Consider the following 23,065-nt stretch of genomic DNA (forward strand, 5'->3'; position numbering starts at 1 on the left):
ACACTAGCAAGTTTGTGATTCTAGTGTCGTTTATGGATCAGAAATTCGCACGTTGGACTCGCGGCAACGATGGTGCGAATTTCTGATCCACGACACTAGCAACAAAACGCCAAACGGGTGAGGACGCAATGCAGATCGGCATGATCGGCCTGGGGCGCATGGGCGCCAATATCGTACGTCGGCTGCTGAGAGCGGGCGACTTCAGCGCGGTGGTTTATGACAGGAGCGCCGACGCCGTGGCCGCCCTGTCGTCGGAAGGCGCCGATCACGCCGCAACTCTGGCCGATTTCGTCAAACGGCTGACAAAACCGCGCACAGTCTGGGTGATGCTGCCGGCAGGCAAGACCACCGACGACACGATCGACGAGCTTGCCACCCTGCTGGACCAGGACGACGTCATCATCGACGGCGGCAACGCATTCTGGCAGGACGACATCCGGCGCGCAAAGGCCTTGCGCAGCAAAGGCATCCACTATCTCGACGTCGGAACCTCCGGTGGCGTTTGGGGGCTCGAACGCGGCTATTGCATGATGATCGGCGGCGAGAAGAGCGTCGTCGATCGCCTGGATCCGCTGTTTGCGGCGTTGGCACCGGGCCTTGGCGATATTCCGCGCACGCAGGGGCGCGAGGGTCGCGATCCGCGTGTTGAACAGGGTTACATCCATGCCGGGCCGAATGGTGCCGGTCATTTCGTCAAGATGATCCACAACGGCATCGAGTATGGCCTGATGCAGGCCTATGCCGAGGGATTTGACATCCTGAAGAACGCGAATAGCAAGGCGCTTCCGGAAGATCATCGCCTCGACCTCGACATCGCCGACATCGCCGAGGTCTGGCGGCGCGGCAGCGTGATCCCCTCCTGGCTGCTCGATCTCACGGCCCAGGCGCTGGCGCGCAACGCAACGCTGGACGGCTATTCCGGCCACGTGGAGGATTCCGGCGAAGGCCGCTGGACCGTCAACGCCGCGGTCGACGAAGCCGTACCGGCCGAGGTTCTGACGGCGGCGCTGTTCGCGCGCTTCCGGTCGCGGCAACACCACACGTTTGCGGAAAAGGTGCTGTCGGCCATGCGCGATGGCTTTGGCGGTCATAAAGAACCGAAAACGTAACCGATGCCGGACGCATTTCACGCGATCGTCATCATGGGTGTGTCCGGTGTGGGCAAGACGGCCATCGCCGAGGCGCTGGCAAAGCGCCGCGGCTGGACGTTCGTCGATGGTGACGCGTTCCATCCAGCCAGCAACGTCGAGAAGATGCGTCGGGGAACGCCGCTGAAGGATGACGACCGATGGCCGTGGCTGCGCGCGATCGCAGCCGAAATCGACAGGCAACGCCCGGGGCCGCGACCCATCGTCATCGCCTGCTCGGCGCTGAAGCGCGCCTATCGCAAGATCCTGACGGACGGGCGGCCCGGGGTGAAACTCGTCTACCTCCAAGGTGGGCGCGAACTCATCATGAGCCGCCTGCAGCTTCGCCAAGGGCACTATTTTCCCGCGAGCCTGCTCGACAGCCAGTTCGCGGCGCTGGAAGAGCCGGAGCCTGCCGAGCGGGCACTGGTGATTGCAATCGACAAGAGCATCGACGCCATCGTCGACGAGATCGTGCAGACGCTTAACAGTTGAACGACAACGCCGCGTCCTTTTCGCGGCCAGCGGCTGAAGGCGATTGCGGGCAACGCCAAAGCAGGGTTTGATCAGCTCGGCCAGTCGAGAGCCGAGCGAACAATGTGAGGGACGAAACCATGGATATCTCGCATAGGACGATTGAGACCAACGGACTTTCGATGCACGTGGCCGAAGCGGGACAAGGCCCGCTGGTGCTGCTGTGCCATGGCTGGCCCGAATCCTGGTACTCGTGGCGGCACCAGCTCAAGGCGTTGGCGGAAGCCGGCTATCATGCCGTTGCGCCGGACATGCGTGGCTACGGAAAGACCGACAAGCCGCATGACATCGACCAGTACACCCTGTTTCAACTGACCGGCGACATGGTCGGAGCCGTAAGCGCGCTCGGCTCGACCGAAGCCGTCGTCGTCGGACATGATTGGGGCGCTCCGGTCGCCTGGCACGCGGCCCTGTTTCGGCCCGACATCTTCAAGGCCGTCGCCGCCCTGAGCGTACCGTTTCGTCCGCGAGGCTCTGTGCTTCCGACCAGCGTCATGCCGCAGACCGACACCGCGATGTTCTACCAGCTCTACTTCCAGGAGCCGGGTGTTGCCGAACGGGAGTTCGAAAACGACGTCAGGGCGACGATCATGGGCACGCTGGTCTCGACCTCGGGCAATGCAGAGCCGGGCGATACGGCGAACGTCGGGATGGTCCCGCGCACTGGCGGCTGGCTCTCGCGACGGCCCATGCCAACGACATTGCCGCCATGGCTCACCCAACAGGACGTCGACTTCTACGTCGAGGAATTCACGCGCGCCGGTTTTCGCGGTGGCCTGAACTGGTATCGCAACATCGACCGCAACTGGGCGCTTCTCGCGCCATGGGCTGGCGCGAAGGTCACCGTGCCGGCTCTCTATATGGTTGGAGACCGCGATCTCGTTTACAGATTCCGCGGCATGGATCAGCTTGTCCCCAATCTCAAGCAGCATGTCCCGCAACTACGCAACACCATCATCCTCGAGGGTTGTGGGCATTGGACGCAGCAGGAGCGCCCGGAAGAGGTCAACCGCGCGCTCATTTCATTTCTCAAGGACAATCATCGATAGGAAGCGGCAGAAAACGCGAGGTCGTCCCTGCGAAAGCAGGGACCCATACGCCGTGACGTCGATGATGCGAAAGACCTGAGTTGCCTTGTCATGCGCTCCGCAATCGATCAGCGCGAAGGTTATGGGTCCCTGCTTTCGCAGGGACGACCCGGAATTTGCGGCATCACCGCGCGAACTGATTGAAATCGATCGGCTTGGTCCGATCGATGGTGCGCGTCACCGGTGGCAGCGGATATTTCAGGCCCGTCGCACAGTTGAACAGCATCACGCGATCGGTCGGCTTTACGCGTCCGTCCTTCAGGCCCTGCTTGTAGGCGGCGTAGGTCGCGCCCCCTTCCGGGCACAGCAACAGCCCCTCCCCGCGCGCCACTTCCTCGACCGCCTGGGTAATGGCGTCATCGCTGACAGCGACGGCGTATCCGCCGCTCTCACGCACCGCACGCAGGATCAGGAAATCGCCGACCGCTGCCGGCACACGGATGCCGGACGCGATCGTGTGCGCGTTCTCGAAACGCGGCGCATGCTCCTCGCCTGCTTCGAACGCGCGGACCATCGGTGCACAGCCTTCGGCCTGCACCGCGATCATGCGCGGGCGCTTCTTGCCGATGAAGCCGATCGCTTCGAGCTCGGCGAACGCCTTCCACATGCCGATCAGGCCGGTGCCGCCGCCGGTCGGGTAGAAGATCGCATCCGGCACGTCCCAACCGAGCTGCTCGGCAAGCTCCAGACCCATGGTCTTCTTGCCCTCGATCCGATACGGCTCCTTCAGCGTGGACGCGTCAAACCAGCCGACCTTCGCCTTCCCCTCGCCGACGATCTTTCCACAATCGTCAATCAGGCCGTTCACCCGGTACACTGTCGCGCCCTGCAGCTCGATCTCGCTGACGTTCACTTCCGGCGTGTCTTCAGGGCAGAACACCGTGCTCTTGATCTCCGCGTGACTTGCATAGGCTGCGAGCGCGGCGCCCGCATTGCCGTTCGTCGGCATCGCCATGTGCGTGATGCCGAGCGCCTTCGCCATCGAGACCGCCATCACCAGGCCCCGCGCCTTGAAGGAACCGGTCGGCAACCGTCCCTCGTCCTTGACGATGATCTCAGCCCCGCCAAGCTTCCGCGCAAGGTTCGGCAGACGCACCAGCGGCGTGAGCGCCTCGCCAAGGCTGACGATGTCCTGCACGCGGCGCACCGGCAAAAGCTCGCGGTAGCGCCAGATGTCAGGCGGCCGCTGCGCGAGCTGCTCCTTGCTCAGGGCCTTCCGCACACCCGCAAGATCGTAGCAGACCAGCAAAGGCTTTCCCGCCGACGACAAGCCGTGGATCCGGTCCGCTTCGAACCGCTCACCGGTGTAGGAGCATTCCAGATGCGTCACGAACGTCGGTCGCTCGGTGCGCAAATTCTCGTCGTCGTTCATTTCGATTGCCTTCGTCCTTTGCCTTCGTATTGGGAGCAAGCTGACCATCCGCTCACCAATAAAGCAAGACCCCGTCATTGCGAGCGAAGTAATCCAGTCTGAGTCTGCCGCAACCGCCGCACTGGATTGCTTCGTCCTCGCAATGACGAGCAGGCTTCGCTTCGCTCGCAATGACGCCGAGGCTCACGATCAACGTCGGAGGATGCGGCCCTTTGCGACTGGCTCGACCAGGTCGCGGTAGATGGCGAGCCAGCCTCGCTCATCCGTTGTCGACCACTTGGAGATCTTTGCGCGCCGTGTGGCGAGCTCGGCCTCAGACACTTCCAGATCGGCGGTCCGCTTCGCCACGTCGATGGCGATGATGTCGCCGTTCTCGACAAGGCCGATCGGGCCGCCCACCGCTGCTTCCGGCGCCACTTCCGCCACGGTGATGCCGACATTGGTCAGTCCCGAGAGCTGCCCATCCGTCACGACGGCGACCTTGCCGGCAAGGCCGGCGCCGAGGACGGCGAACACCACCGCCGAGGCCACGCCCATGCCCGGCGTTCCCTTCGGACCAAGGCCCCGCACCACCACCACCTGTCCTTCGCTGACCTTGCCGCGCTGGATGCCGTCGATCGCATCCATTGCTGTCTCGAACACGACGGCCGGTCCGCGCAGCTGCAGATTGCGTTGCTCGGTCACGCTGAGCTTGACGATGCTGGTTTCCGGCGAAAGGCTGCCGCGCAACATGACGATGGTCGGGTGCGTGCCGAGTGGTCGCGTCACAGGGCGTATGGTTTCTTCGTCGGCGACGACCACGCTTGCGAGATTCTCGGCCAATGTCTTGCCGGTGATCGTCTTCGCGCCTCTTTTCAGGAAACGCTCGAGCTGCTTCATGACGCCAGCCGTTCCGCCGGCTGCTTCGAACGCCTCCGTGGTCGCCTCGCCGTTCGGACGCACAGCCGTCAGCAGCGGAATCATGTCGGCATAGGTCTCAAACAGCTTGTAGAGGTCGATATCACAGCCTGCCTCCTGCGCGACCGCAGACAGATGCTTGGCCGAATTGATCGAGCCGCTGACACAGAGCATCACCATCACGGCGTTCTCGAACGCCTCGCGGGTGAGAATGTCGCGCGGTTTCAGGTCCTCGTCGACCATCGCAACGATGCGCCTGCCCGCCTGCTCGACGAAATCCCACATCCTTGGACTGTTCGCGAGAATCGGCGTCGAGCCCGGCAACGACATGCCAAGCGCTTCGCAGGCGGCGTGCAGCGTGTTGGCGGTGCCCATTCCAGCGCAGACGCCGGGGCCGCGAATGGCGACATCGCTCATCGCCTTGATTTCATCGATCGAGACTTTGCCGTAGGCGAGCCCGCCGGCGGTTGCGAACACATCCTCGATGTCGCAGATGTGACCGTTGTGCTGTCCGCTCGGCTGGTACCCGCAGCAGAAGATCAGGGTCGGAATGTTCAGCCGGCCGGCCGCCATCAACTGGCCCGGCGGAGTCTTGTCGCAGGATGCAAGGCACACCATGCCGTCGAGCAGCGCGCCTTCGACCTGCGCTTCGATATCGTTGGTGATCAGGTCGCGCGCCGAGAGGATATAGCCGCCCCTGTGGCCCCAACTGGTGACGAAGTCCGCCGGCGCAGTCGTGCGGACTTCGAAGGCGACCGCACCGGCGGCGCGGATCGCCTGCTTCATGCGTGCAGCGATGCCGTCGAGATGCGCGTAGCAGATCGCAAGGTCCGAGGACGAGTTGACCACCGCGATCTTCGGCTTCTCGAAATCCTCATCCGTCAGTCCGAGGGCGCGCCAGAGTGCACGCCGGGTCGCCCAGCGCGCGTTGCCATACTCTGCATTGCTCCGAAGCTTTCTTGCCATGTTGTGAGGCATTACTTTTGCGTCATTGCGAGCCATAGCCGTCGTAGAACGGCGTCGCTTCGCTCGCCTATGGCGAAGCAATCCAGTCTGAATTCGCCGCAAGCGCCGCGCTGGATTGCTTCGTCGCTTCGCTCCTCGCAATGACGACGGGTTCGCATAGCGCTTAGCTCTCGATCGCCCAGGCGGTCCGGGCCGACGTCGTCAGCGTGACGCTGTCTCCCACGGCAACGGGTTGCTGCGACGGGGCCTCGACGCGAAGGACCTGCGCCGCAGTCTCGACCGCGATCGACCGGCGGGAGCCGCGGAAGATCATTTCCTTGACCCGCCCGTCCCAGCGGATGCTGTCGGCGTCGGCTGTTGCGTCCCGCGCTGTCAGCGCAATGCATTCGGGGCGAACCAGCACGCCGACACGCGTGCCGGGCGATATGCGCGAGGCCGCCTGGCAGTGGCCCCGCCAGTTGCGCCCGGCCACGTCGAGACGGAAATAGCCGGCATCGGCCGGCTGGCTTGCCGTCACTTCGGCATCGAGCAGATTGGGCGAGCCGAAGAACGCTGCGACGCTGCGGCTGCCGGGCCGCTGGTAGATCTCCTCCGGCGACCCGACCTGCAGGATCTTGCCGCCCTCCATCACTACGACGCGATCTGACAGCGCCATGGCCTCTTCCTGGTCATGCGTCACGTAGAGGCTGGTGATGCCGAGCCGCTTCTGCAGCTTGCGGAATTCGTCACCTGTCTGGGTGCGCAGCCGCGCATCCAGGTTCGACAACGGCTCGTCGAGCAGCAGCACCTCTGGCTCGAACACCAGCGCGCGCGCAATGGCGACACGCTGCTGCTGGCCGCCGGAAAGCGCCGGCGCGGGACGCTCGGCATACTTCTGCATCTCCACCAGATCGAGCGTTCGCATCACCCGCTGCTTGATCTCGTCCGCCGGACGCCTGCGGATTCGCAAGGGATAGGCGACGTTGTCGAACACGGTCATGTGCGGCCAGATCGCGTAGGACTGGAACACCATGCCGAGGCGGCGCCGCTCCGCCGCCACGAAGATCGAGCGATCGGCGTCGCTGACCACAGTGTTGCCGATGGTGATGCGTCCGGTCGTGTTCTGCTCCAGCCCCGCGATCATGCGCAGCGTCGTGGTCTTGCCGCAGCCCGACGGACCGAGCAGCGTCAGGAACTCGCCGGCCTCGACCTTGAGGTTCACCCGGTCGACCGCCAGCGTCGCACCGAACGCACGGCTGACATTTTCAAGCAGAACAGCAGTCATCGGCGTCCTCGCGGAATTTACGGATAGAGTTGCTTGGCGCGATCAAGCATCGCGTTCTGGTGATCCACGTCGGTGGTTCCGAGCAGTTTGATGCCCTTCAGTTCGGCACCCGCCTCGCCCGCTTTGTCGAGGACTCCGTCGACGACGGGCATCAGTCCGGCGGCGGCATAGGCTGTCTGCACCTGCTCGCTGAGGTAATGGTTGATGAACACACGCGCGGCATTCGGATGCGGTGCGCCATTCAGCACGCCGAAGTCGAAGCGGATGTAAGGTAATCCTTCCACCGGAACGATGAACATCACTGGCAGCTTCTTCAGCGCCAGCCAATTCGAGAATAGCTGCGGAATGCGCATCGGATACTCACCGCGCGCGACGCGGCGTTCGTCGTTGCCGACGTCGCGGCTCAGCACCAGCGCTTGTTGCGCAAGCGCCTTGTTGTAGTCGTCGCCGAGCTTGTCCTGGAATGCCGTGAACATCACGTTGCCGCCGCCCAGCGCCCGCGGGTCGTCGGAGATGATCTTGCCTTTCCACTTCGGATCTTTCAGGTCCTGCCAGGACTTTGGCACGTCGTCGCCCTTCACGGCATTCTTGTTGATGAGAATGCCGTAACCGAGAATATAGGTCGGCACGCCAAAATCGGTCTCCTTGTGCTCCGCGAGCAAGTTCTTGGCGTTGGGGATGCCGCCATGCGGCTGCAGGTAACCTTCCCGCTGCTGCCGCACGAGGCTTGCGGCACCGTTCTGCACGACGTCGGCGATATAGCGCTTCGAGGATTGCTCGGTGCGGATACGCTCGGTCATCTCGCTAGCGCGCACGTCGAGCAGTTCGACGGCGATGCCGTACTTTGCCTCAAAGCTCTTGATGATGTCGAGATGGGCTTTTGCGCCGAAGAATGAGGTGTAGAAGGCGACCTTGCCTTCCTTCTTCGCCGCGGCAATGACGTCGGCCGGCAGTTCCTCATCCGCGGCGCGCGCGATGCCGATCGACGCGACCGTCATACTCGCCGCGATGACGGCGACCTTGCAGAGATTTCCGAGCATCAGACCCTCCCTTCCCCTTGTCGCGTTATCTACAGCGTACTTATGCGTCGTTTGATCACCGCCAGTTGCACCCAGCGGAACACGATCACCAGCGCCATCATCATCAGCCCGATCACACTCACCTCTTCCGCGAGGCCGTTGACCCAGCGCTTCACGAGCACGACCGAAAGCACTTCGGAGCCCGTGGTGTAGAGCATGATCGAGGCCGACAGCTCGCGCATGATGCCGAAGAAGGCCAGCACCCAGCCGACGGCAAACGCCGGCCATGCCAGCGCCACCAGGATGCGCGTCAACGTCTGGAAGAAGGTGGCGCCGTGCACGCGCGAGCATTCCTCGAGATCGAAGGACAGTTGCGCGTAGGCGCCGGACATCACCCGCACCGAGACCGGCGTGCCGAGCGCGAGATACGCGAGGAACAGCGCCCACACGGTGCCGTAGATCGGGATCTGCGCCGGCAGCATCGCAAAGCCCCACAAAAAGCCGATCGCCAGCACGATGCCCGGCATCATCCAGGGCAGCCACGCCATCGCATCGATCAGGCGCCGCCCGCGCCAGGTGGTGCGGATCGAGATGTAGGCCACGATGCTGCCGAGCACCATTGTCGCCGTGGCGCCGACGAGGCCGAGCATCATGGTGTTCCTGGTCGCGCGCCAGAACTCGCTGTCACCGAGCACGGCCCGATAGTGATCGAGCGTCAGCATGTCCCAGCCGTAGAAGCCGAAGAACTGGAAGAATGAGCCGACCGCGAGTTGGCCGACCGGCAACACCGTGGTGACGAAGAAGAACAGCAGGCAGAAGGCAAACGTCGCCCAGCGCCAGGCTCCGAGCCTGACCACGCCGGGATTGAAGCCCTTGCCTGTGACGGTCTGAAAGCTCTTCCCGCGCAGCACGGTCCATTGCCAGACCACCAGCAGCAGCATCAGGCCAAGAATGACGAAGCTCAGTGCCGTCGCCGACTGATACTCCGGCACCGCGCGCTGGGTGATCAGGTCATAGATCTCCGTGGAGATGACCTTGATGCCGGCCGGCGTTCCGAAGAACAGGGGCGACTCGAAGCTCTCGATGCCGCGGATGAAGCTCAGCATGACCCCGCTCGTCAGCACCGGCAGCAGCAGGAACAGCGTGATCTTGCGGAATGTCGTCCAGCGCGACGCGCCGCACATGCGGCTCGCCTCTTCGAGCGCTGGATCCATCGCCCGGAAGGCATCGACCAGGAACAGGAAGAGGAATGTCGTCGTATACTGCGACATGTGCCAGATCACGCCGCCATAGGAATAGACGTTGATCGGCGAGGTTTCAGAGCCGGTGATCGCCTTCCAGGTCTGGTTGATAAGGCCGACCTGCAGATTGCCGAGCATGCCCCAGGCCATGGCCGTGAGGATCGGCGGCACAAAGAACGGCAGCGTGATCATCACCTCGAGCACGCCGCGACAAGGCGTGTCCGTGCGGGCGATGATCCAGGCCAGGAAGATGGCGACGACCAGCGAGGGAATCGTCTTGGCGAACGAGATGCCGATTGTATTGAGCAGCACGACCGCGTTGTGCGCGGTCATGATCTGCCGATAGCCCTCGAGATTGAAGCTGCCGGCGGTGCCGGGCGGCGTCGAATGCAGGCTGCCATAGAGCAGCATCGACAACGGATAAACCGTGAGAAAGGCGAGGAGCAGGATCAGCGCCAGCACCGCCAGATTGCGGCCGCGCAGGAGCGCACGCAGCCGGTCCAGCATGTGCGTGCCTTCGTCACGCCTGACCGCCAGTCTGCCGGCCGTCTGTTCGGACATTGCAGTCCTCTCCCCAGCCCCCGGAGCGTATTCCGTTCAGGTTGAACGGGACACGCTCCGGATTCCCTTAGTGGTCGCATCTTCTTGCGGAAAGCCGGTATCCACCTTTCCGGAAAATGCTCTCGTCGTCAGCGCCGTCGCTTCGTGATCTCGACGATGCCGTTGTCGGCATCGACCTTCACCCAGTCGCCGGTCTCGATGATCTGCAGCGGGTCGCGTTCAAGCTCGGTCATCGCCGGCGCGTGCGTGACCACCGCGCCGAGCGCAACCTTGGTCGTCATCTTGTTGAAGATCATGGCGCGCGGCGAAGCGCCGTTCAGCCGCGCCATGTGGAAATAGGCGGACCAGCCGGACGAGCCCTTCGCGCCTGGAAACACCAGCACCTTGTCCTTGAAGCTCTGGCCGCGGAGCTCGTGCCGGCGCTCGATCACGGTGCCGTCGCGCTCGTTGATGCCGCCCCAGCCGGAAATGGTGTCGCGGGTGACGATCGCTTCGCCTTCAGCACAGCCGCCCACAACCTTCCGGCCGCGCAGCACGATCCGGGCCGCGTCGTTTGTCGGCGCGAGCGTGTCGCTCATTGCAGGCCTCCCTCCCAGCGTCCGCTGATGGCCGCCTCGACGCAATCCTTCACCGAGCCGAACCAGGCCGAGACGCCGGTGATGGCCGGCAGATAGTGCGCCTGCTTGGCGGAATCGGTCGCGACGACCCTGGTCCCCTTCGGCATGTGCCGCGAGATCGCCGGGCACGTGTCGCTCATGACGAAGCCACCGGCGTCCATGATCATTCTCGTGTAGCCGTTGCGGTCGGCGACGTCGCGCAACGCGCGCGGCGTATGCACCCAGAGCTGGGTGTTGGCGCTGATCTTGCGCCCGTCCAGCAACGACGCGATCAGCCAGACCTGATCGATCGAATTGTGCGGACAGCCGAGCATCACGAAATCGACGTTCCGGTCGGTTGCGCAGTTCAGATTGTCATAGGCCGCGCGCCGCTCGGCCTCGCCATACCGCACGGTGTCGCGCACACGATTGCCGCCGAAGGCCTCCTCGATCGAACGCGCCTCCGGCGTGATGTCGGGAATGTGATACATTTCGACGCCGCCCGACGAAGCCGCCGCAGCGCCGAAATGCTTCAGCTTGATCAGGTTCGGCTGTCGGTAGCGCCCGGTCAGCACCGGGATCTCATCGTCGATGATCTCGCCGAGATAGTAGCCGAGCAGGCCCCAATCCATGATGTCGTCGACGTCGATATCGATCTCGACTCGGTGTGTGCCGCGCCGGTTCTCGGCGATGTGATAGCCCCAGTAGGGAATGCGCCCGGTCAGGGCGGCGGCGCCGGTGCTCTCCTTGCCTTCCGTATTCGTGCGCGCGCCGAGCACGGAGTTGCAGTAGACGACAGCGGACGACTCCATCCATGCACAGTGCTCGCCTTTCACGGGCACGTTGCCGACCTGATACGGTGTGCAGGTCGCAAACATGTTGATGCCGCGGCTGCCGAAGAATTCCTCGCCGCGCTTCTGCTGTTCGGCGAGGTCGTCAGGGATTCCCTGCACGCGCCAGTTCGCATTGTCGATGCCGGTGATGAGCTGACATGTATTGGCGGCCATCCGCGGAACTTCGACCACCTCCTTGCTGTCGAGGTTGAGCTCCGAATAGACCGCATCGAAACCCTTCTTGACGAGCTCCCGCACCGAAGGCGTGGATGCATTGAACGCCCCGGCGACGTTGTTGGTTGCAACCAGCCGCTCGGCGCTCAGCGCCTCGCCATAACGCACCAGGAGATCCATCGCCCGCGCCTTGGCGCGGCCATGGACGCCGTCGTACATCGCCTGTTCGTAGTCGGTCAGTTTCATGTATGGCCCACGCGCCTAGACCCGCACCGGACGTCTGTCAGGCGGCCCTGCCCGGCCACCGCATGTGTTTCGTCTCAACGTTATCATGCACCCGCCTGGCGAGCGCCGCGATATCGATCTGGTGCACGCTGCCGGTGCCTGCGAGGTCCAGCGCCTTGGCGGCGGCAGCGCCCATGGCAATGCACGGCCCCATGACGCGCACGCTCGACAGCGCCGCATTGTCGGCATCGATGCAACGGCCGGCGGCGACGACGTTATCGCCTTCCGCGGGGATCATGCTCGACAGTGGCACGTAGTGCACATGATCCTGATCGAAGGTCTGCCAGGTGTGGCCGCTGCCGTGGTCGTGCAGCTCGATCGGCCAGGCGGTGCGCGCCACCGCATCGGGAAACTTGGTGCCCGCGCGCACGTCATCGACGGAAAGCTGCTGGCGGCCGACGATCCAGCGCGTCTGGCGGATGCCCGGGAAGCCATAGGCGCGCACGCGCGCGTTGCCGAAGCATTCGGGAAATTCCTTGCGCAGGAATGTCACGGCGCGGTCGGCCTGATCCTTGCCGTCGATGCCCTTGACCGACGCCTCGATCGGGTCGAGCGGCGTTTCCACATGCGTCATGTTCATGGCCGCGACGCCGCGACCGGGGATGATGAAGCCAAGCCCCTCGCGCCGGACCAGGCCGTAGTCGGCGCCCTTTTCCTTCATCCGCGCGCCGATCTCATCACGCGTGGGCTGCTTGTCCTCATCGATGTGTTCCAGGATCACCATTTGCGTGCCGAAGACCGGGCCGTCGGACGGCTCGCGGCAGGCAAATCCCGCCTGCCAGACCAAGGCCGCATCGCCGCTGGCATCGACGAAGCCTGTCGCGCCGACATCGACGTCGCCGTAGCGTGTCGCAAGATGCAGCCGGTTGATGCGCCGATTCTCGACATCCGCCTGACGCAGCACCGCGCCGACGATCACGGTGATGCCAAGCTCGCGCACGGTGCGCTCGATCCAGCGGCCGAGCGCAACCTCGTCGTAATAGACGACGGTCGTCAGCGGCCCGTTCCGGTAATAAAGCTGCTCGCTGTTCCTGCCGAGCGTCTCCAGGATGTCATCGGCGATGCCGTGGGTGAACTGATAGCCATGCGTGCCGTTGGAGAACAGGCCGCAGAACGTGCCGATGATCGAGTTCACCGCCTGTCCGCCCAGCGCCGGCAATCCGTCGATCAGCACGACCTTGCGTCCCAGCCGGGCGGCCTCGATCGCGGCCGACGTACCGGCAATGCCGGCTCCCACCACGCAGATGTCGGCCTCGACCTTCCGCACCGCGCCGTTTCCCGTCCGGCGGACGATATGCGTTCCGACCGAGACGCCCAAGGATCCCGCCATGCGCCTTCTCCCGAAAATCCCGCCGTCCTTTTGACGGACTCGTTGTTGCTTGCGCACCCGATGCTAATCCCGCCGAAATCGCCGAAAAAGCAGCATCCATGATCAACAGCTTTCTCGAATTGAGAAAGCTGGATAAGCTGCTGGCAACAGTCACGTTCTGCGGTCCGACGGCCGGGTGTCCGATTGCCGCAGGAACTCTGCGCGACGAAAGCTTTCTCAAAAGGAGAAAGGCCCAAAGGGAGAGAGATCTGGACACGCTTCTGAATATAAAGGCCTTTCTCACCGCGGCCCGGGCCGGCAGCTTTTCGGCGGCCGCACGCGAGCTGGGTGTCGCGCCGTCGGTGATCGTCAAGCGCATCAACCGTCTTGAAGACCAGATGCGCGCGCAGCTGTTCGTGCGCTCGACCCGCAAGCTGTCATTGACCGAGACCGGCGAGCGCTACTTCCCGCGCTACCAGACGATCGTCGGCGACGTCGACGACGCCCTCAACGGTGCGGCGTCGTCGGCCGACCGGATCGAGGGGCAGCTGCGGATCAAGTGTCCGACGACGCTGGCGATCCTCAACTTCGGCGAGATCCTGAACGACTTTCAGGTGGCCCACCCCGGCATCGCCGTCGACCTGGTGCTGATCGATCGATCGGTCAATCCGGTCGAGGAGGATTTTGATATCGCCATCGGCGCGATGCCGGCGTCGTACGCCAACGTGATCGACGAGCCGCTGTCGCCCTATCCGCGGGTGCTGTGCGCCGCGCCGTCATACCTCGATGCGCATGGCGAACCGAAACATCCGATCGACCTGATCGGGCACGACTGCCTGACCTTTCAGACCACCGGCTCCACATGGTCGTTCGAAAGTCCGCGCGGGTTGATCAACGTCGACGTGCGCTCGCGCTTCTCCGCCAATGACAGCCAGATCCTGCAGAGTGCGGCCTGCCGCGGTCTCGGCATCGCCATGGTCGCCCGCTACATCGCGCGGCCGGCGATCGAAGCTGGGCATTTGCGAACGTTGCTGCCGGACTATCCGGTGCCGGAATTGTGGCTGAAGGCGCTGATTCCATCCAACAAGATCAAACGCGCCGCGGTGCAGAGCCTGTTGCAATGGATCAGGGAGCGCATGCAGCCGCTGCCGTCATGGGCAGTGTAGATCATGGGCAGTGTGAATGTGGATATGGGAGCCGCACCATCTGTCTCTTGCGGAGTGGAAGAGCGCCTATCCGGGAGCGAAGGTTCACGCTCCGCCGCGACCAGGGTGCGCAGCAATTCCGACTTCGATCCCATGATACGCGGGCGAACGCCTTGAGCATGTCGGGCTGACGGCTTGGTTGCCGGTGCTATCGAGCGCGAGTTTGGCCTGATGGCGCAATGCCTGCGTTTTTTGATCGGATCACGGATTGATGGATCCTACCTCGCGAGTTGAATCATACGGTCTAACGCGGCGCCGAAGCCGTTCAGCGACACGTTGAATGTGACGGCGTCGCCGCTCGAGAGATTGAGCGACGCGACGACGAGCTTGGCGCCCTTGCGCAGCGCGTCGGTCGCGACCGTCGGGAAACTTAGCGGGAGAAGGCATCCCTGCGGGACGCAGGTGCTGAATCGCAATCCCTTGCCGAGGTCTTTGTCATCGAGCTTGAGAATCGCGCCGCTGTCGAGATTGAGCCCGAACGGCATCAGGATCGTGCCGTCGGTCTTGCCATCCGCAGGTGGGCGCAGCTCGATCGCGTAGACACGCTGGCCAGTCTGGCTGTTGCCCTGCGCTTGTGACAGCAGACACTGCTTGCGCCCCTCGGCGAGCCTGCAATCCACGGTCCAATCGCCATAGGTCTCGTTGATTGACGAAGCCCCGTTCGGCAGCGTCGCCGATGGCGTGGCCGGCTGCTGTACGCCCTGAGGCTGCGTACCCGCGGGCGCGGCGGAGCGCGGTGTCGGTTGCTGCGCGACGGCGTTATTCGCCGTCGCGAAAATCGCGGCGGCGGCGAACGCAAGAACGCATGATGAAATACGGAATCGAGGCGTCATCGGTTCAACCTGATTGGAACGGTGAGAGTGACGGAGCCTCCGCCGGGAAGCGCCATCGGTTCTCGCGGCGCTGCGCGGTCCCCGGCCTTCTGGATCGACCAGATGCTATCGGCGGGGCCGTTCCTGATGCGACGCGTGGTCGCGATGGCCATCCAGGCGAAGCAGAGCGCGCCGATGAAGGCGACCGCATCAACGCCGATGGTCGCGGCGCTGCCGTGCGCCCACATGTCGAGCGCCGGGAATAGCGCAGCCAGAAGCGTTGTCAGCGGGATCGCCAAAGTCGCGGCGCAGCAGAGCCAGAGCAGTTGCACCGCCGAGCGCGCCGCACCCCATGCAAAGGCCCATGCGACCGAACCGAGAAACACCGCGTAATAAACAAGCTCATGCCAATGATTGAGATCGGCTACGCGACCATGCAGCCACTTGGCGGCAACGATGGTGAGCGAGATGCCCGCGACGCAGCCGAGGCAAACGCCGACGGTCGCACTGCCCAAAAGGCGCGTCGAGCGCGATTGCTCGACCTCGCCGCCCTTGCGCGCATTCTTCCGGCGCGTCTCTATCCACAGCAGGTTGCCACCATAGAACAGCCACGCGCCCGACAGGCCCAGGAAGAAATAGGCCCACGTAATCGTCGCGCCCTCATATTGTCCGGCGTGCAGGCCGTAGAACGTCTCTGACGCTCGACGGTCGGGGTCCTGACGCGATGGACGTGTACTGTCTTTGAGCAATTCGCCGGTCACGGCGCTGAGCATGACGCCCCCAAGATGAGTATCCCCGACATAGCCACGCTCGGCTCCGGGGACTCTCACCGAAGCGGCCTTGTCTCCGATATTCCTAAAGATCATGAAGCGGGGCTCGAAATCGGACGCCTGAACTTTGAGTTTTTGAAGCAACTGTGCGGGCGGCATCATTACACCCGCCTCGCCGATCGGCTTTGGCGCTCTAAATGGCTCATTATCAAGGTCGTTCAGGATTTCTTGCTTGCCGCCAAAAATAACACTTTCTTGCACGGACCAAAGTGGGCCGCTGAAGCTCAATGCGGTCGAGGTAATCGCCATCGCAATGTGAAATGGGAGTGCTGCAACTCCGACGACATTGTGGGCGTCCAGCCACATGCGTTTGAGGTTCTTGCCGACACGCAACGCAAACAAGTCCTTTATGAGTGACGGCAGCAGTACGATCACGCCGCTGATCAGCGCTACGCCGTAGAGCAGCGAGACCACCCCCATGAAATAGGATCCCCACGGTTCCGGAATCCCAACGCGCATATGGATGTGATTGATGAAATCCGCCAGTTCGGACGGCTCCTCCTGCTTCGCCAGTAACGTGCCGTCAGGCTTGAGCGTCGCCCACCAATGGACATGCTCGTGCGCTTGCCCCTCTTGATGCGGCGCGTCCTCTTCCCACGTCACCCGCGCAGGCTCGTTCTCGTTTCCCCGCAGATGCAGCTTGATACCTTCCTCCCGCGCTTCAGGATGGGCGGCGGCGACCAATTCGAGGAGACGGGGCGCATCGTCCAATGAAACCGCCGCCACGCCCACGGCGGGTGGTGACGCCCAGCGCGATATGGGCTCCTTGAACATGGTGAGCGCGCCCGCATAGAAGGCGATGAACAGCGCAAAGCCGCAAGTAATGCCGGTCCATGTGTGGACGGTCTTGTAGAGCTTGACGATATCGGCGCGGATCATTCTGTCCTCACGCGAAGAAATAGAACCGGCAGGCAAACAGTGCGGCGAAGGCGAGCAGGTTCGCTGCGCCGAGCCATGCCCAGGCAGCGCGACCGCTGCGAAACAGGAAGCAGAAGCCGACTACTGCGATCCAGACGAACGCTTCCAGGTAGCGCATCAGCGAGTAGCGCCCACCCGGCGCATTGATGCCGCCCGGCCCCAGATAGGCGTAGAGGCCGACCAGCGAGAGCGCCAAGCCGAAACCGAGGATTGCACCGGCGCTGGCCTTGCTCCACCAGTCAGGACGAATGTCGCCTGGCATGTCAGTTCTTCCGCGCGAAGCCGCGGAGCGCGGCCGAATAAGGAAAGATGAAAAGACAAACCATCACAACATGCAGCGCTACGAAGAAACCAGCCAAGGGCCGCAATGCCGCAATCCATGCGGCAAGCCCGGCCACCAACAGCAGGCAACCGGCCGCCAGCAACAGCCGTCGCGGCGGAACCCGCGACAGCCATTGCTGATTTGGGTTCGCAAGATAGAGGCACGCACAGCCTAGAACGGTCAAAGTCAATGCTAGTACCACGATCATGGTTCAGAAATTGAACGTGGTCGAAAGGCGATAGGTGCGCGGCTGACCTCGGTACACGAAGCCAGACGCATAAGTACCGGCCCAGTAGCCTTTGTCGAAGACATTATCGACATTGAAGCGGACAGTGACCGGCTTCTCGTTCCACGGAGAATTGAAGCTATAGCGTGCGCCAAGGTCTAGTGTGGTCCATGATGGAATAGTGACGCCGGAGGAGGTTGACACAACCGCATCACCAGTATGGGTTAACCGGCCGGTGAGCGTCAGCCCCTCTATGAAGGGCGTGTCCCACTCGGCTCCAATCACCGCGCGGAATTTCGGAGCGGTATCGTTCCTCTTGCCGTCGAGAATGCCGCCGTCGGTCTTGGTCAGGCGGGCGTCGAGCAGGGTGAGCCCGCCCAACAGGCGAACGCCGGGCATGAGTTCGCCATAGGCGTTCAGTTCGATGCCGCGATTGCGCTCTTCTCCGTTCTGCGCCAATGTCGGGTCCCCGCCCGCGGGATCGTCTATCGAAATTGAAGCGGCCTTGGCGATCTGGAATACAGCAAGCGTCGTCGTCACCTGACCCCAGTCGACTTTGACACCGGCCTCGTACTGCTTGCTGACATACGGCGGGAATATCTCGCCAGCATTCGCGTACGTCGAGCCGACGATGGTTCCTGCTCTCAGATCCTCGATATAGTTGGCATAGAGCGAAACGTTTTCCCACGGCTTAACGACCAGCCCAAACGCAGGAGTCCAGGCATTGGCGTCGTATTTCGAGGACAGCAGTCCTGTTGTCCTATTGAAGTCTTTGATACCCACTTCCTGATAGCGAATTCCGGCCAGAAATTGGATACGCTCATTGAAGATCGATAAGGTGTCTGCAAAGCCGATGCTGGACGCCGTCGTCTGGGAGCTCTTCTTGGGATCGCCGGGATCAGCAACAGAGGACAGGAGCGGAAATACAGGATCATACATCGACTCTATTATCGAAGCGGATCCTTCGGACTCTGCGCGTTTGTACGTAAGCTCTGACCGAGACACGTTAAGACTCAAGGCGTGCCCCACTGGACCGGTATTCGCTTGAGCCCGAATGCCGCCTTGCATGGATAGGATGTCCCGCGAATAATGTTGTATTTCTCGCGCGATACTGTATCGGCCGGCGCTGTCGAGCAGCCGGACCTTTTCGTAGCCATTCAAGTCGGCTTTTGAAATCTGCTTACCTATGGCGGCATAGGCTGTGACGTTCTCAAGTACATCGACTTCGCCTCGTATCATGCCCATGGTTGATTTGGTTTTATATTCCGACCCGGGAGGAACGAGGCTCACTGTCGAGCTTGGTGCGCGGGGAAAGGATAATAGTGAGCCGGCGACAGACCGAGCCTGGATATATACCCCGTTCGGATCCAGCTTTTGAGATTGATGTGCAAAGTCTGCTGACAGTCGGACACGTTCGCCTGAATAGTCGAGGTTGAGCGCCGCTGTACCGAGTTTCGCGTGTTGTGTATCGATTGGCGTATGACCGCCGTCGATAGATCCGTTGAAACGGATACCGAACTCGTTGCTTGCTCCGAAACGACGGCCGACATCAACATGCGCACCAATTTGGGAGTTCGACACATAGCGCGTAGTCAGCTGCGTGATCGGTTCATCCGTTGCGCGCTTCGTGACTAGATTGACCGAGCCACCAATAGCGCCGGTGACCGCTGCGGACGCAAGCGTCACACCGTTCAGGAGTGCGCTTGGGCCTTTTAGAATCTCCACGCGTTCAATGTAGTCGGACGACGGGAAATACAGGGGTGCCATACCCGCCAAGCCGTTGAGGGTGCGGGTTCCGTCGATTCCGTACCCCCCAAATCCCCGGATGACTTGATAATCGTGGGGGGTACCGCTCGACGTGCTCGCTACAACAGAGGGATCATTGTTCAATACATCCTGAACAGTCCGCGCCTGCTGATCCTTGATGAGTTTGCTCGTGTAACTGGTGAGGCTGAAGGGGGTGTTCATCACGTCGCGGTTGCCGAGCATTCCGACCTGCCCGCCGGTCGCCACCTGCCCTCCCGCATAGGGCGGCATTAGCGTCATCGTCGAATTTGGATTCGCGGCCTGCACGTCGATGGTGTCGAGCTGGATCGCACCGGACGGCAATGCGTCGCCATCTGCGGCGGCGGCGGACGGTGCCGCAATCGAGACGGTTCGTGCATCCGGGAACGAGTAAGTGAGCCCTGTGCCCCGAAGGATTCTCGCCACGGCCTCCGCCGGCGACACGGCGCCGCTGACGCCGGGAGAAGACTTGCCTGCCGCGATTGCGGGCACATAGACAATCTGGAAACCGCTTTGGCGGCCGAATGCCGCCAAGACGCGATTCAGGGGCCCAGCGGGGATCGAGTAGGATGTTTGCGTGGTCTGCGCGCTTGCCGGCGTCGACAGCGCGAAGACAACGCCCGTCATCGCCGTCGACGCCATCAGAGCAACCGCAACGCCGGCGCTCAAACGCGTCCATGCAACATCTCTTGAGAACCCCAACCCCATGACCAAACCACCCCTGAGATGCTTCAACAGGGCCGCTTGAGGGCGCCCCTATTCGTGCATACGAACGGGGCTTCGGGGTTTTCCCATTTCGTGCTGAAAAAATTTTAGATCGGTGAAATCACTGTAAGATAAGAACCGACCATCCGGACGCGCCCGCCGAACGGATGCACGAGCGCTTGAAGCGCGCGGGACGGATCGGTCACGTCGAACACGCCGCTGACCCGCTGCGCGCCAAAATTGGGGTCGATGACGATCATGCGGCCGGGCTGCCACCGGCCGATCTTGGCAATCACTGACGAGACAGGCTCATCCTCCGCAAAAAGCTGTCCGGAGCGCCAAGCGGCAATCTGGCCCGACTCTCGCGTTCCATGATGGCTCGTCCGTCCCCGCTCCTCAAACGCCAGCCATTGCCCCGCCGACAGGCGGGTGGTGTCGATTCCTGGCTTCGTGGAAGCGACCTCCACCGTGCCGTGGTCGACGGAAACCGAGAGATAGCCGGCACCGTCACTGACCTCGAAAGCGGTGCCGAGGGCGGTTGTCACCAGTTCGGAGATGCCGACGCGAAACGGCCGATTCGGATCGGTTGCTACATCGAAGAATGCCATGCCCTGGAGCAGACGAATAAACCGCTGCCCCTCGGTGAACTGCACCGCGATCGCGCTGTCCGGCCCCAGCGTTGCCACGCTTCCGTCAGCGAGATCGACACGGCGAATCTCGCCCGTGCCGGTCCTGAAATCCGCCCTGGCCTCGACCAGAAGGCGAGGCACCGCTAGATAACTGGCGGCCGCGCCGGCGCCCACCAATCCGGCGATGACAAGCGCGCGCCGCGTGACACGGGTGGCGGCGGCCCTCCTTTCGGCGGCACGATCATCCGTGATGATCTTCACCATCATGCCGTGGATGTCCGCGACTTCGGCCCAGGTGCTTTCGTGGTCCGGGCTTCGCGTGCGCCACTCCCGGATCATTCTGTGCGGAACGGGATTGTCGGGATCGTTCTTCAGCCGGATCATCAAATCCGTGGCTTCTGTGAACAGCCGGTCGCGTTCGGATGCTTCCTCGGTCATTCAAAACGCCTTCGGGGCTGCGCCGACCGGCGCTCCACATGCCTACGATAGAGTAATACGAAAGAGCGGCGACGTTTTTCCCCTGACCCGGTCTCTGGCCGCCTTCTCGGGCTGCGGGTCAGCCTTCCGCCTCGCGGAGGCGATCGCGAACATGTCGGTAAGCGTCGCGGATCAAGACCCAGGTCCGGGTGGTGGACAATCCCAGCTCCTGCGCCACGGCTTCGATGCCCTTTTCTCCGAGATGGTGCATCTCGAAGGCCCGCCGGGTTCGCTCTGGCAATTCCTTCAAGGCCGAGTTTGAAATCGCAAGCCGTTGCCGATCGAAAACCTTTGTTTCCGGCGACGGCATATCGTCCGGAATGGCCTCAAATTCAGCGTGCGTCAGGGCAACCCGCGACGCAAGCCGCTCGCGCCGAATCTGATCTATATGCAGATTGCGGGACACTCGAAAAAGAAATGCGCGCGGGTTGTCGCGTGTCGCTTGGCCTGGGCGGCCCGCCACGATTAATTTAAGGAAAGCCTCTTGCGTCAGGTCGGCTGCGTTCTCCGAGCTGACTCCTCGCCGGCGCAGTGCATTCGCGATTTCCTTCGAATGACGGACGAAGAGTGCGTGAAGATCCCAACTCATCGGCGCCTCCCTGGGCGCCGGCCGGATGTCATACCTCCGCGGGAAGCGGATTCAGCCGGCGACAGAGGCCGAAGGCAGATGAAAGCGGAACTCAAATGGACCATGATGCAGACGCGAAACAGCAAGAGTTAAGATCCCGGCACGCTGTCACCGTCCCTGATCATCGATCCTTCACCCAATATTGTCTCCGAAATTCTCCTGCAACTGCAACGATTTAGATAGCTTCTAAGCAGGCCTGGCAACATCTGCTCGTCGATGAGGCGAATACTCTGCGTTTTCCGCGCGATAGATCCCGCGGAAGGCGTGCTGAAACAGTTCCGTCCAGTGGCGATCCGGTCGCATTCTGGTCGGGAGTCGCGGAAATGCCACACTGCGAAGACCGTCGGAATCCTTGCAAGAAGCAGGAGCCGACGAATTATTGCCCAGCGCAGCGATGCATCAGCCGGGCCTCTTCGAATGTGAACATGTGAGCCGCACCGTGGCCATCCGTCGGCATTAGTGGCATTGGATCGGCCATGTTGAAGCAATTCGGCCAAGAGGTCTGGACGGCGGATGGGCCCGACGCCGTCGTGGCCGGATTTCATTACCCCACCCGGATGGCCGTCATCAGGCTGTCTGACGGACAGCTCTTCATCTGGTCGCCGATACGGCTCACCGATGCTCTACGGGCAGAGGTGGATGCCCTCGGTCAAGTGCAGCACATTATTGCTCCCAATTCGCTTCACCATCTGTCTCTTCCGGAGTGGAAGAGCGCCTACCCGGGAGCGAAGCTTCACGCTCCGCCAGGATTGCGAAAGAAGCGTACGGACATTGCCTTCGATGCTGACCTCGGACACGGGCCAAGCCCGGATTGGGCCAAGGACATCGATCAGGTCCTGATGCAGGGCAATCTCATCACGACGGAAGTCGTATTCTTCCACATCGAAAGCGGCACCGTGATCTTTACGGATCTGATCCAGCAGCTTCCCGCCAGCTTGTTCACCGGCTGGCGGAAAGTCGTGGCGAAACTGGACCTCATGGTAGGCCCCGAGCCGTCGGTGCCGCGCAAGTTTCGGATGGCCTTTACCAACCGCCGCGCCGCACGCGACGCGCTAGAGCGCATTTTCGCATGGCCCGCCGAGAAGGTCTTGATGGCCCACGGCACACCGGTGGAAAGGGATGCCCGGGCATTCCTACGCCACGCGTTCGGATGGCTGGCCGCGTGACGCTGCCGGCTCTGCGTAACGCGACGACGAACCGAGTAAGGCGGAGCCCCGACAGCGAAACTTGAAGAACGGCGCCCTGGCGACGCCTCCCTTCAA

At 62.5% G+C, this 23,065-nt stretch carries 19 protein-coding genes; 5 read left to right on the forward strand and 14 right to left on the reverse strand.

What is annotated here, in order from left to right; genetic code table 11:
* The first annotated feature begins 128 nt into the window (after nt 1–128).
* From gnd to RCO31_RS22070, 3 genes are all read left to right on the forward strand, one after another.
* Nucleotides 129–1,109, forward strand: a complete 981-nt coding sequence (gnd, locus tag RCO31_RS22060) for a phosphogluconate dehydrogenase (NAD(+)-dependent, decarboxylating) (RefSeq protein ID WP_308970661.1) — start codon at nt 129–131, stop codon at nt 1,107–1,109.
* Between the two features lie 3 nt (nt 1,110–1,112).
* On the forward strand, nt 1,113–1,622 hold the full coding sequence (locus RCO31_RS22065) for a gluconokinase (protein WP_308970662.1): 510 nt from the start codon (nt 1,113–1,115) through the stop codon (nt 1,620–1,622).
* Nucleotides 1,623–1,741: 119 nt separating this feature from the next.
* Complete coding sequence (locus RCO31_RS22070) at nt 1,742–2,710, forward strand: alpha/beta hydrolase (RefSeq protein WP_308970663.1); 969 nt, start codon at nt 1,742–1,744, stop codon at nt 2,708–2,710.
* Between the two features lie 163 nt (nt 2,711–2,873).
* Here RCO31_RS22070 and RCO31_RS22075 read toward each other — a convergent pair whose 3' ends face one another.
* The 8 genes from RCO31_RS22075 to RCO31_RS22110 all read right to left on the reverse strand — a co-directional run bounded on the left by RCO31_RS22075 (nt 2,874) and on the right by RCO31_RS22110 (nt 13,287).
* Nucleotides 2,874–4,121, reverse strand: a complete 1,248-nt coding sequence (locus RCO31_RS22075) for a threonine synthase (protein ID WP_308970664.1) — start codon at nt 4,119–4,121, stop codon at nt 2,874–2,876.
* Nucleotides 4,122–4,310: 189 nt separating this feature from the next.
* Nucleotides 4,311–5,984, reverse strand: a complete 1,674-nt coding sequence (locus tag RCO31_RS22080) for a dihydroxy-acid dehydratase (protein WP_308970665.1) — start codon at nt 5,982–5,984, stop codon at nt 4,311–4,313.
* A gap of 163 nt (nt 5,985–6,147) precedes the next feature.
* Nucleotides 6,148–7,248, reverse strand: a complete 1,101-nt coding sequence (locus RCO31_RS22085) for an ABC transporter ATP-binding protein (protein ID WP_308970666.1) — start codon at nt 7,246–7,248, stop codon at nt 6,148–6,150.
* Between the two features lie 17 nt (nt 7,249–7,265).
* Nucleotides 7,266–8,288: an extracellular solute-binding protein gene (locus tag RCO31_RS22090; protein ID WP_308970667.1), complete on the reverse strand. Its 1,023-nt coding sequence runs from the start codon at nt 8,286–8,288 to the stop codon at nt 7,266–7,268.
* A gap of 29 nt (nt 8,289–8,317) precedes the next feature.
* The gene (locus RCO31_RS22095; protein ID WP_308970668.1) at nt 8,318–10,069 is read right to left on the reverse strand and encodes an iron ABC transporter permease; all 1,752 of its coding nucleotides are present in this window, start codon (nt 10,067–10,069) and stop codon (nt 8,318–8,320) included.
* Between the two features lie 128 nt (nt 10,070–10,197).
* Entirely contained in the window at nt 10,198–10,647 is a 450-nt protein-coding gene (locus RCO31_RS22100; protein WP_308970669.1) for an aconitase X swivel domain-containing protein, read from the reverse strand.
* Nucleotides 10,644–11,918: an aconitase X catalytic domain-containing protein gene (locus tag RCO31_RS22105; protein WP_308970670.1), complete on the reverse strand. Its 1,275-nt coding sequence runs from the start codon at nt 11,916–11,918 to the stop codon at nt 10,644–10,646. Before RCO31_RS22105 ends, RCO31_RS22100 begins: the two co-directional genes overlap by 4 nt.
* Nucleotides 11,919–11,955: 37 nt before the next feature.
* The gene (locus tag RCO31_RS22110; protein ID WP_308970671.1) at nt 11,956–13,287 is read right to left on the reverse strand and encodes an FAD-dependent oxidoreductase; all 1,332 of its coding nucleotides are present in this window, start codon (nt 13,285–13,287) and stop codon (nt 11,956–11,958) included.
* 98 nt (nt 13,288–13,385) lie between these two features.
* Between RCO31_RS22110 and RCO31_RS22115 the strand changes: the two genes are divergently transcribed.
* Nucleotides 13,386–14,432 (forward strand): LysR family transcriptional regulator, encoded by a 1,047-nt coding sequence (locus RCO31_RS22115; RefSeq protein ID WP_308970672.1) that lies wholly within the window; start codon nt 13,386–13,388, stop codon nt 14,430–14,432.
* 257 nt (nt 14,433–14,689) lie between these two features.
* Here the strand turns inward: RCO31_RS22115 and RCO31_RS22120 are convergent, their stop codons facing one another.
* The 6 genes from RCO31_RS22120 to RCO31_RS22145 form a co-directional block, all read right to left on the reverse strand.
* A complete protein-coding gene (locus RCO31_RS22120) occupies nt 14,690–15,304 on the reverse strand; it encodes an invasion associated locus B family protein (RefSeq protein ID WP_308970673.1) in 615 nt (204 codons plus the stop codon).
* Entirely contained in the window at nt 15,301–16,992 is a 1,692-nt protein-coding gene (locus RCO31_RS22125; RefSeq protein ID WP_308970674.1) for a PepSY-associated TM helix domain-containing protein, read from the reverse strand. Before RCO31_RS22125 ends, RCO31_RS22120 begins: the two co-directional genes overlap by 4 nt.
* 7 nt (nt 16,993–16,999) lie before the next feature.
* On the reverse strand, nt 17,000–17,293 hold the full coding sequence (locus tag RCO31_RS22130) for a hypothetical protein (RefSeq protein WP_308970675.1): 294 nt from the start codon (nt 17,291–17,293) through the stop codon (nt 17,000–17,002).
* Nucleotides 17,294–17,564: 271 nt separating this feature from the next.
* Complete coding sequence (locus tag RCO31_RS22135; RefSeq protein WP_308970676.1) at nt 17,565–20,006, reverse strand: TonB-dependent receptor; 2,442 nt, start codon at nt 20,004–20,006, stop codon at nt 17,565–17,567.
* A gap of 170 nt (nt 20,007–20,176) precedes the next feature.
* Complete coding sequence (locus RCO31_RS22140; protein WP_308970677.1) at nt 20,177–21,136, reverse strand: FecR domain-containing protein; 960 nt, start codon at nt 21,134–21,136, stop codon at nt 20,177–20,179.
* Between the two features lie 118 nt (nt 21,137–21,254).
* Nucleotides 21,255–21,764 (reverse strand): sigma-70 family RNA polymerase sigma factor, encoded by a 510-nt coding sequence (locus RCO31_RS22145; protein ID WP_308970678.1) that lies wholly within the window; start codon nt 21,762–21,764, stop codon nt 21,255–21,257.
* Nucleotides 21,765–22,279: 515 nt separating this feature from the next.
* Between RCO31_RS22145 and RCO31_RS22150 the strand changes: the two genes are divergently transcribed.
* On the forward strand, nt 22,280–22,969 hold the full coding sequence (locus RCO31_RS22150) for a DUF4336 domain-containing protein (RefSeq protein WP_308970679.1): 690 nt from the start codon (nt 22,280–22,282) through the stop codon (nt 22,967–22,969).
* Nucleotides 22,970–23,065 lie beyond the last annotated feature (96 nt).

The organism is Bradyrhizobium sp. LHD-71 (assembly GCF_031157255.1).
Taxonomy (GTDB): domain Bacteria; phylum Pseudomonadota; class Alphaproteobacteria; order Rhizobiales; family Xanthobacteraceae; genus P52-10.

Bases quoted from the DNA above. Each gene is read 5' to 3' on its own strand.
- gnd (WP_308970661.1), top strand. From the start codon at position 129: ATGCAGATCGGCATGATCGGCCTGGGGCGCATGGGCGCCAATATCGTA.
- RCO31_RS22065 (WP_308970662.1), top strand. From the start codon at position 1,113: ATGCCGGACGCATTTCACGCGATCGTCATCATGGGTGTGTCCGGTGTG.
- RCO31_RS22070 (WP_308970663.1), top strand. From the start codon at position 1,742: ATGGATATCTCGCATAGGACGATTGAGACCAACGGACTTTCGATGCAC.
- RCO31_RS22075 (WP_308970664.1), bottom strand. From the start codon at position 4,121: ATGAACGACGACGAGAATTTGCGCACCGAGCGACCGACGTTCGTGACG.
- RCO31_RS22080 (WP_308970665.1), bottom strand. From the start codon at position 5,984: ATGGCAAGAAAGCTTCGGAGCAATGCAGAGTATGGCAACGCGCGCTGG.
- RCO31_RS22085 (WP_308970666.1), bottom strand. From the start codon at position 7,248: ATGACTGCTGTTCTGCTTGAAAATGTCAGCCGTGCGTTCGGTGCGACG.
- RCO31_RS22090 (WP_308970667.1), bottom strand. From the start codon at position 8,288: ATGCTCGGAAATCTCTGCAAGGTCGCCGTCATCGCGGCGAGTATGACG.
- RCO31_RS22095 (WP_308970668.1), bottom strand. From the start codon at position 10,069: ATGTCCGAACAGACGGCCGGCAGACTGGCGGTCAGGCGTGACGAAGGC.
- RCO31_RS22100 (WP_308970669.1), bottom strand. From the start codon at position 10,647: ATGAGCGACACGCTCGCGCCGACAAACGACGCGGCCCGGATCGTGCTG.
- RCO31_RS22105 (WP_308970670.1), bottom strand. From the start codon at position 11,918: ATGAAACTGACCGACTACGAACAGGCGATGTACGACGGCGTCCATGGC.
- RCO31_RS22110 (WP_308970671.1), bottom strand. From the start codon at position 13,287: ATGGCGGGATCCTTGGGCGTCTCGGTCGGAACGCATATCGTCCGCCGG.
- RCO31_RS22115 (WP_308970672.1), top strand. From the start codon at position 13,386: ATGATCAACAGCTTTCTCGAATTGAGAAAGCTGGATAAGCTGCTGGCA.
- RCO31_RS22120 (WP_308970673.1), bottom strand. From the start codon at position 15,304: ATGACGCCTCGATTCCGTATTTCATCATGCGTTCTTGCGTTCGCCGCC.
- RCO31_RS22125 (WP_308970674.1), bottom strand. From the start codon at position 16,992: ATGATCCGCGCCGATATCGTCAAGCTCTACAAGACCGTCCACACATGG.
- RCO31_RS22130 (WP_308970675.1), bottom strand. From the start codon at position 17,293: ATGCCAGGCGACATTCGTCCTGACTGGTGGAGCAAGGCCAGCGCCGGT.
- RCO31_RS22135 (WP_308970676.1), bottom strand. From the start codon at position 20,006: ATGGCGTCGACGGCGATGACGGGCGTTGTCTTCGCGCTGTCGACGCCG.
- RCO31_RS22140 (WP_308970677.1), bottom strand. From the start codon at position 21,136: ATGACCGAGGAAGCATCCGAACGCGACCGGCTGTTCACAGAAGCCACG.
- RCO31_RS22145 (WP_308970678.1), bottom strand. From the start codon at position 21,764: ATGAGTTGGGATCTTCACGCACTCTTCGTCCGTCATTCGAAGGAAATC.
- RCO31_RS22150 (WP_308970679.1), top strand. From the start codon at position 22,280: ATGTTGAAGCAATTCGGCCAAGAGGTCTGGACGGCGGATGGGCCCGAC.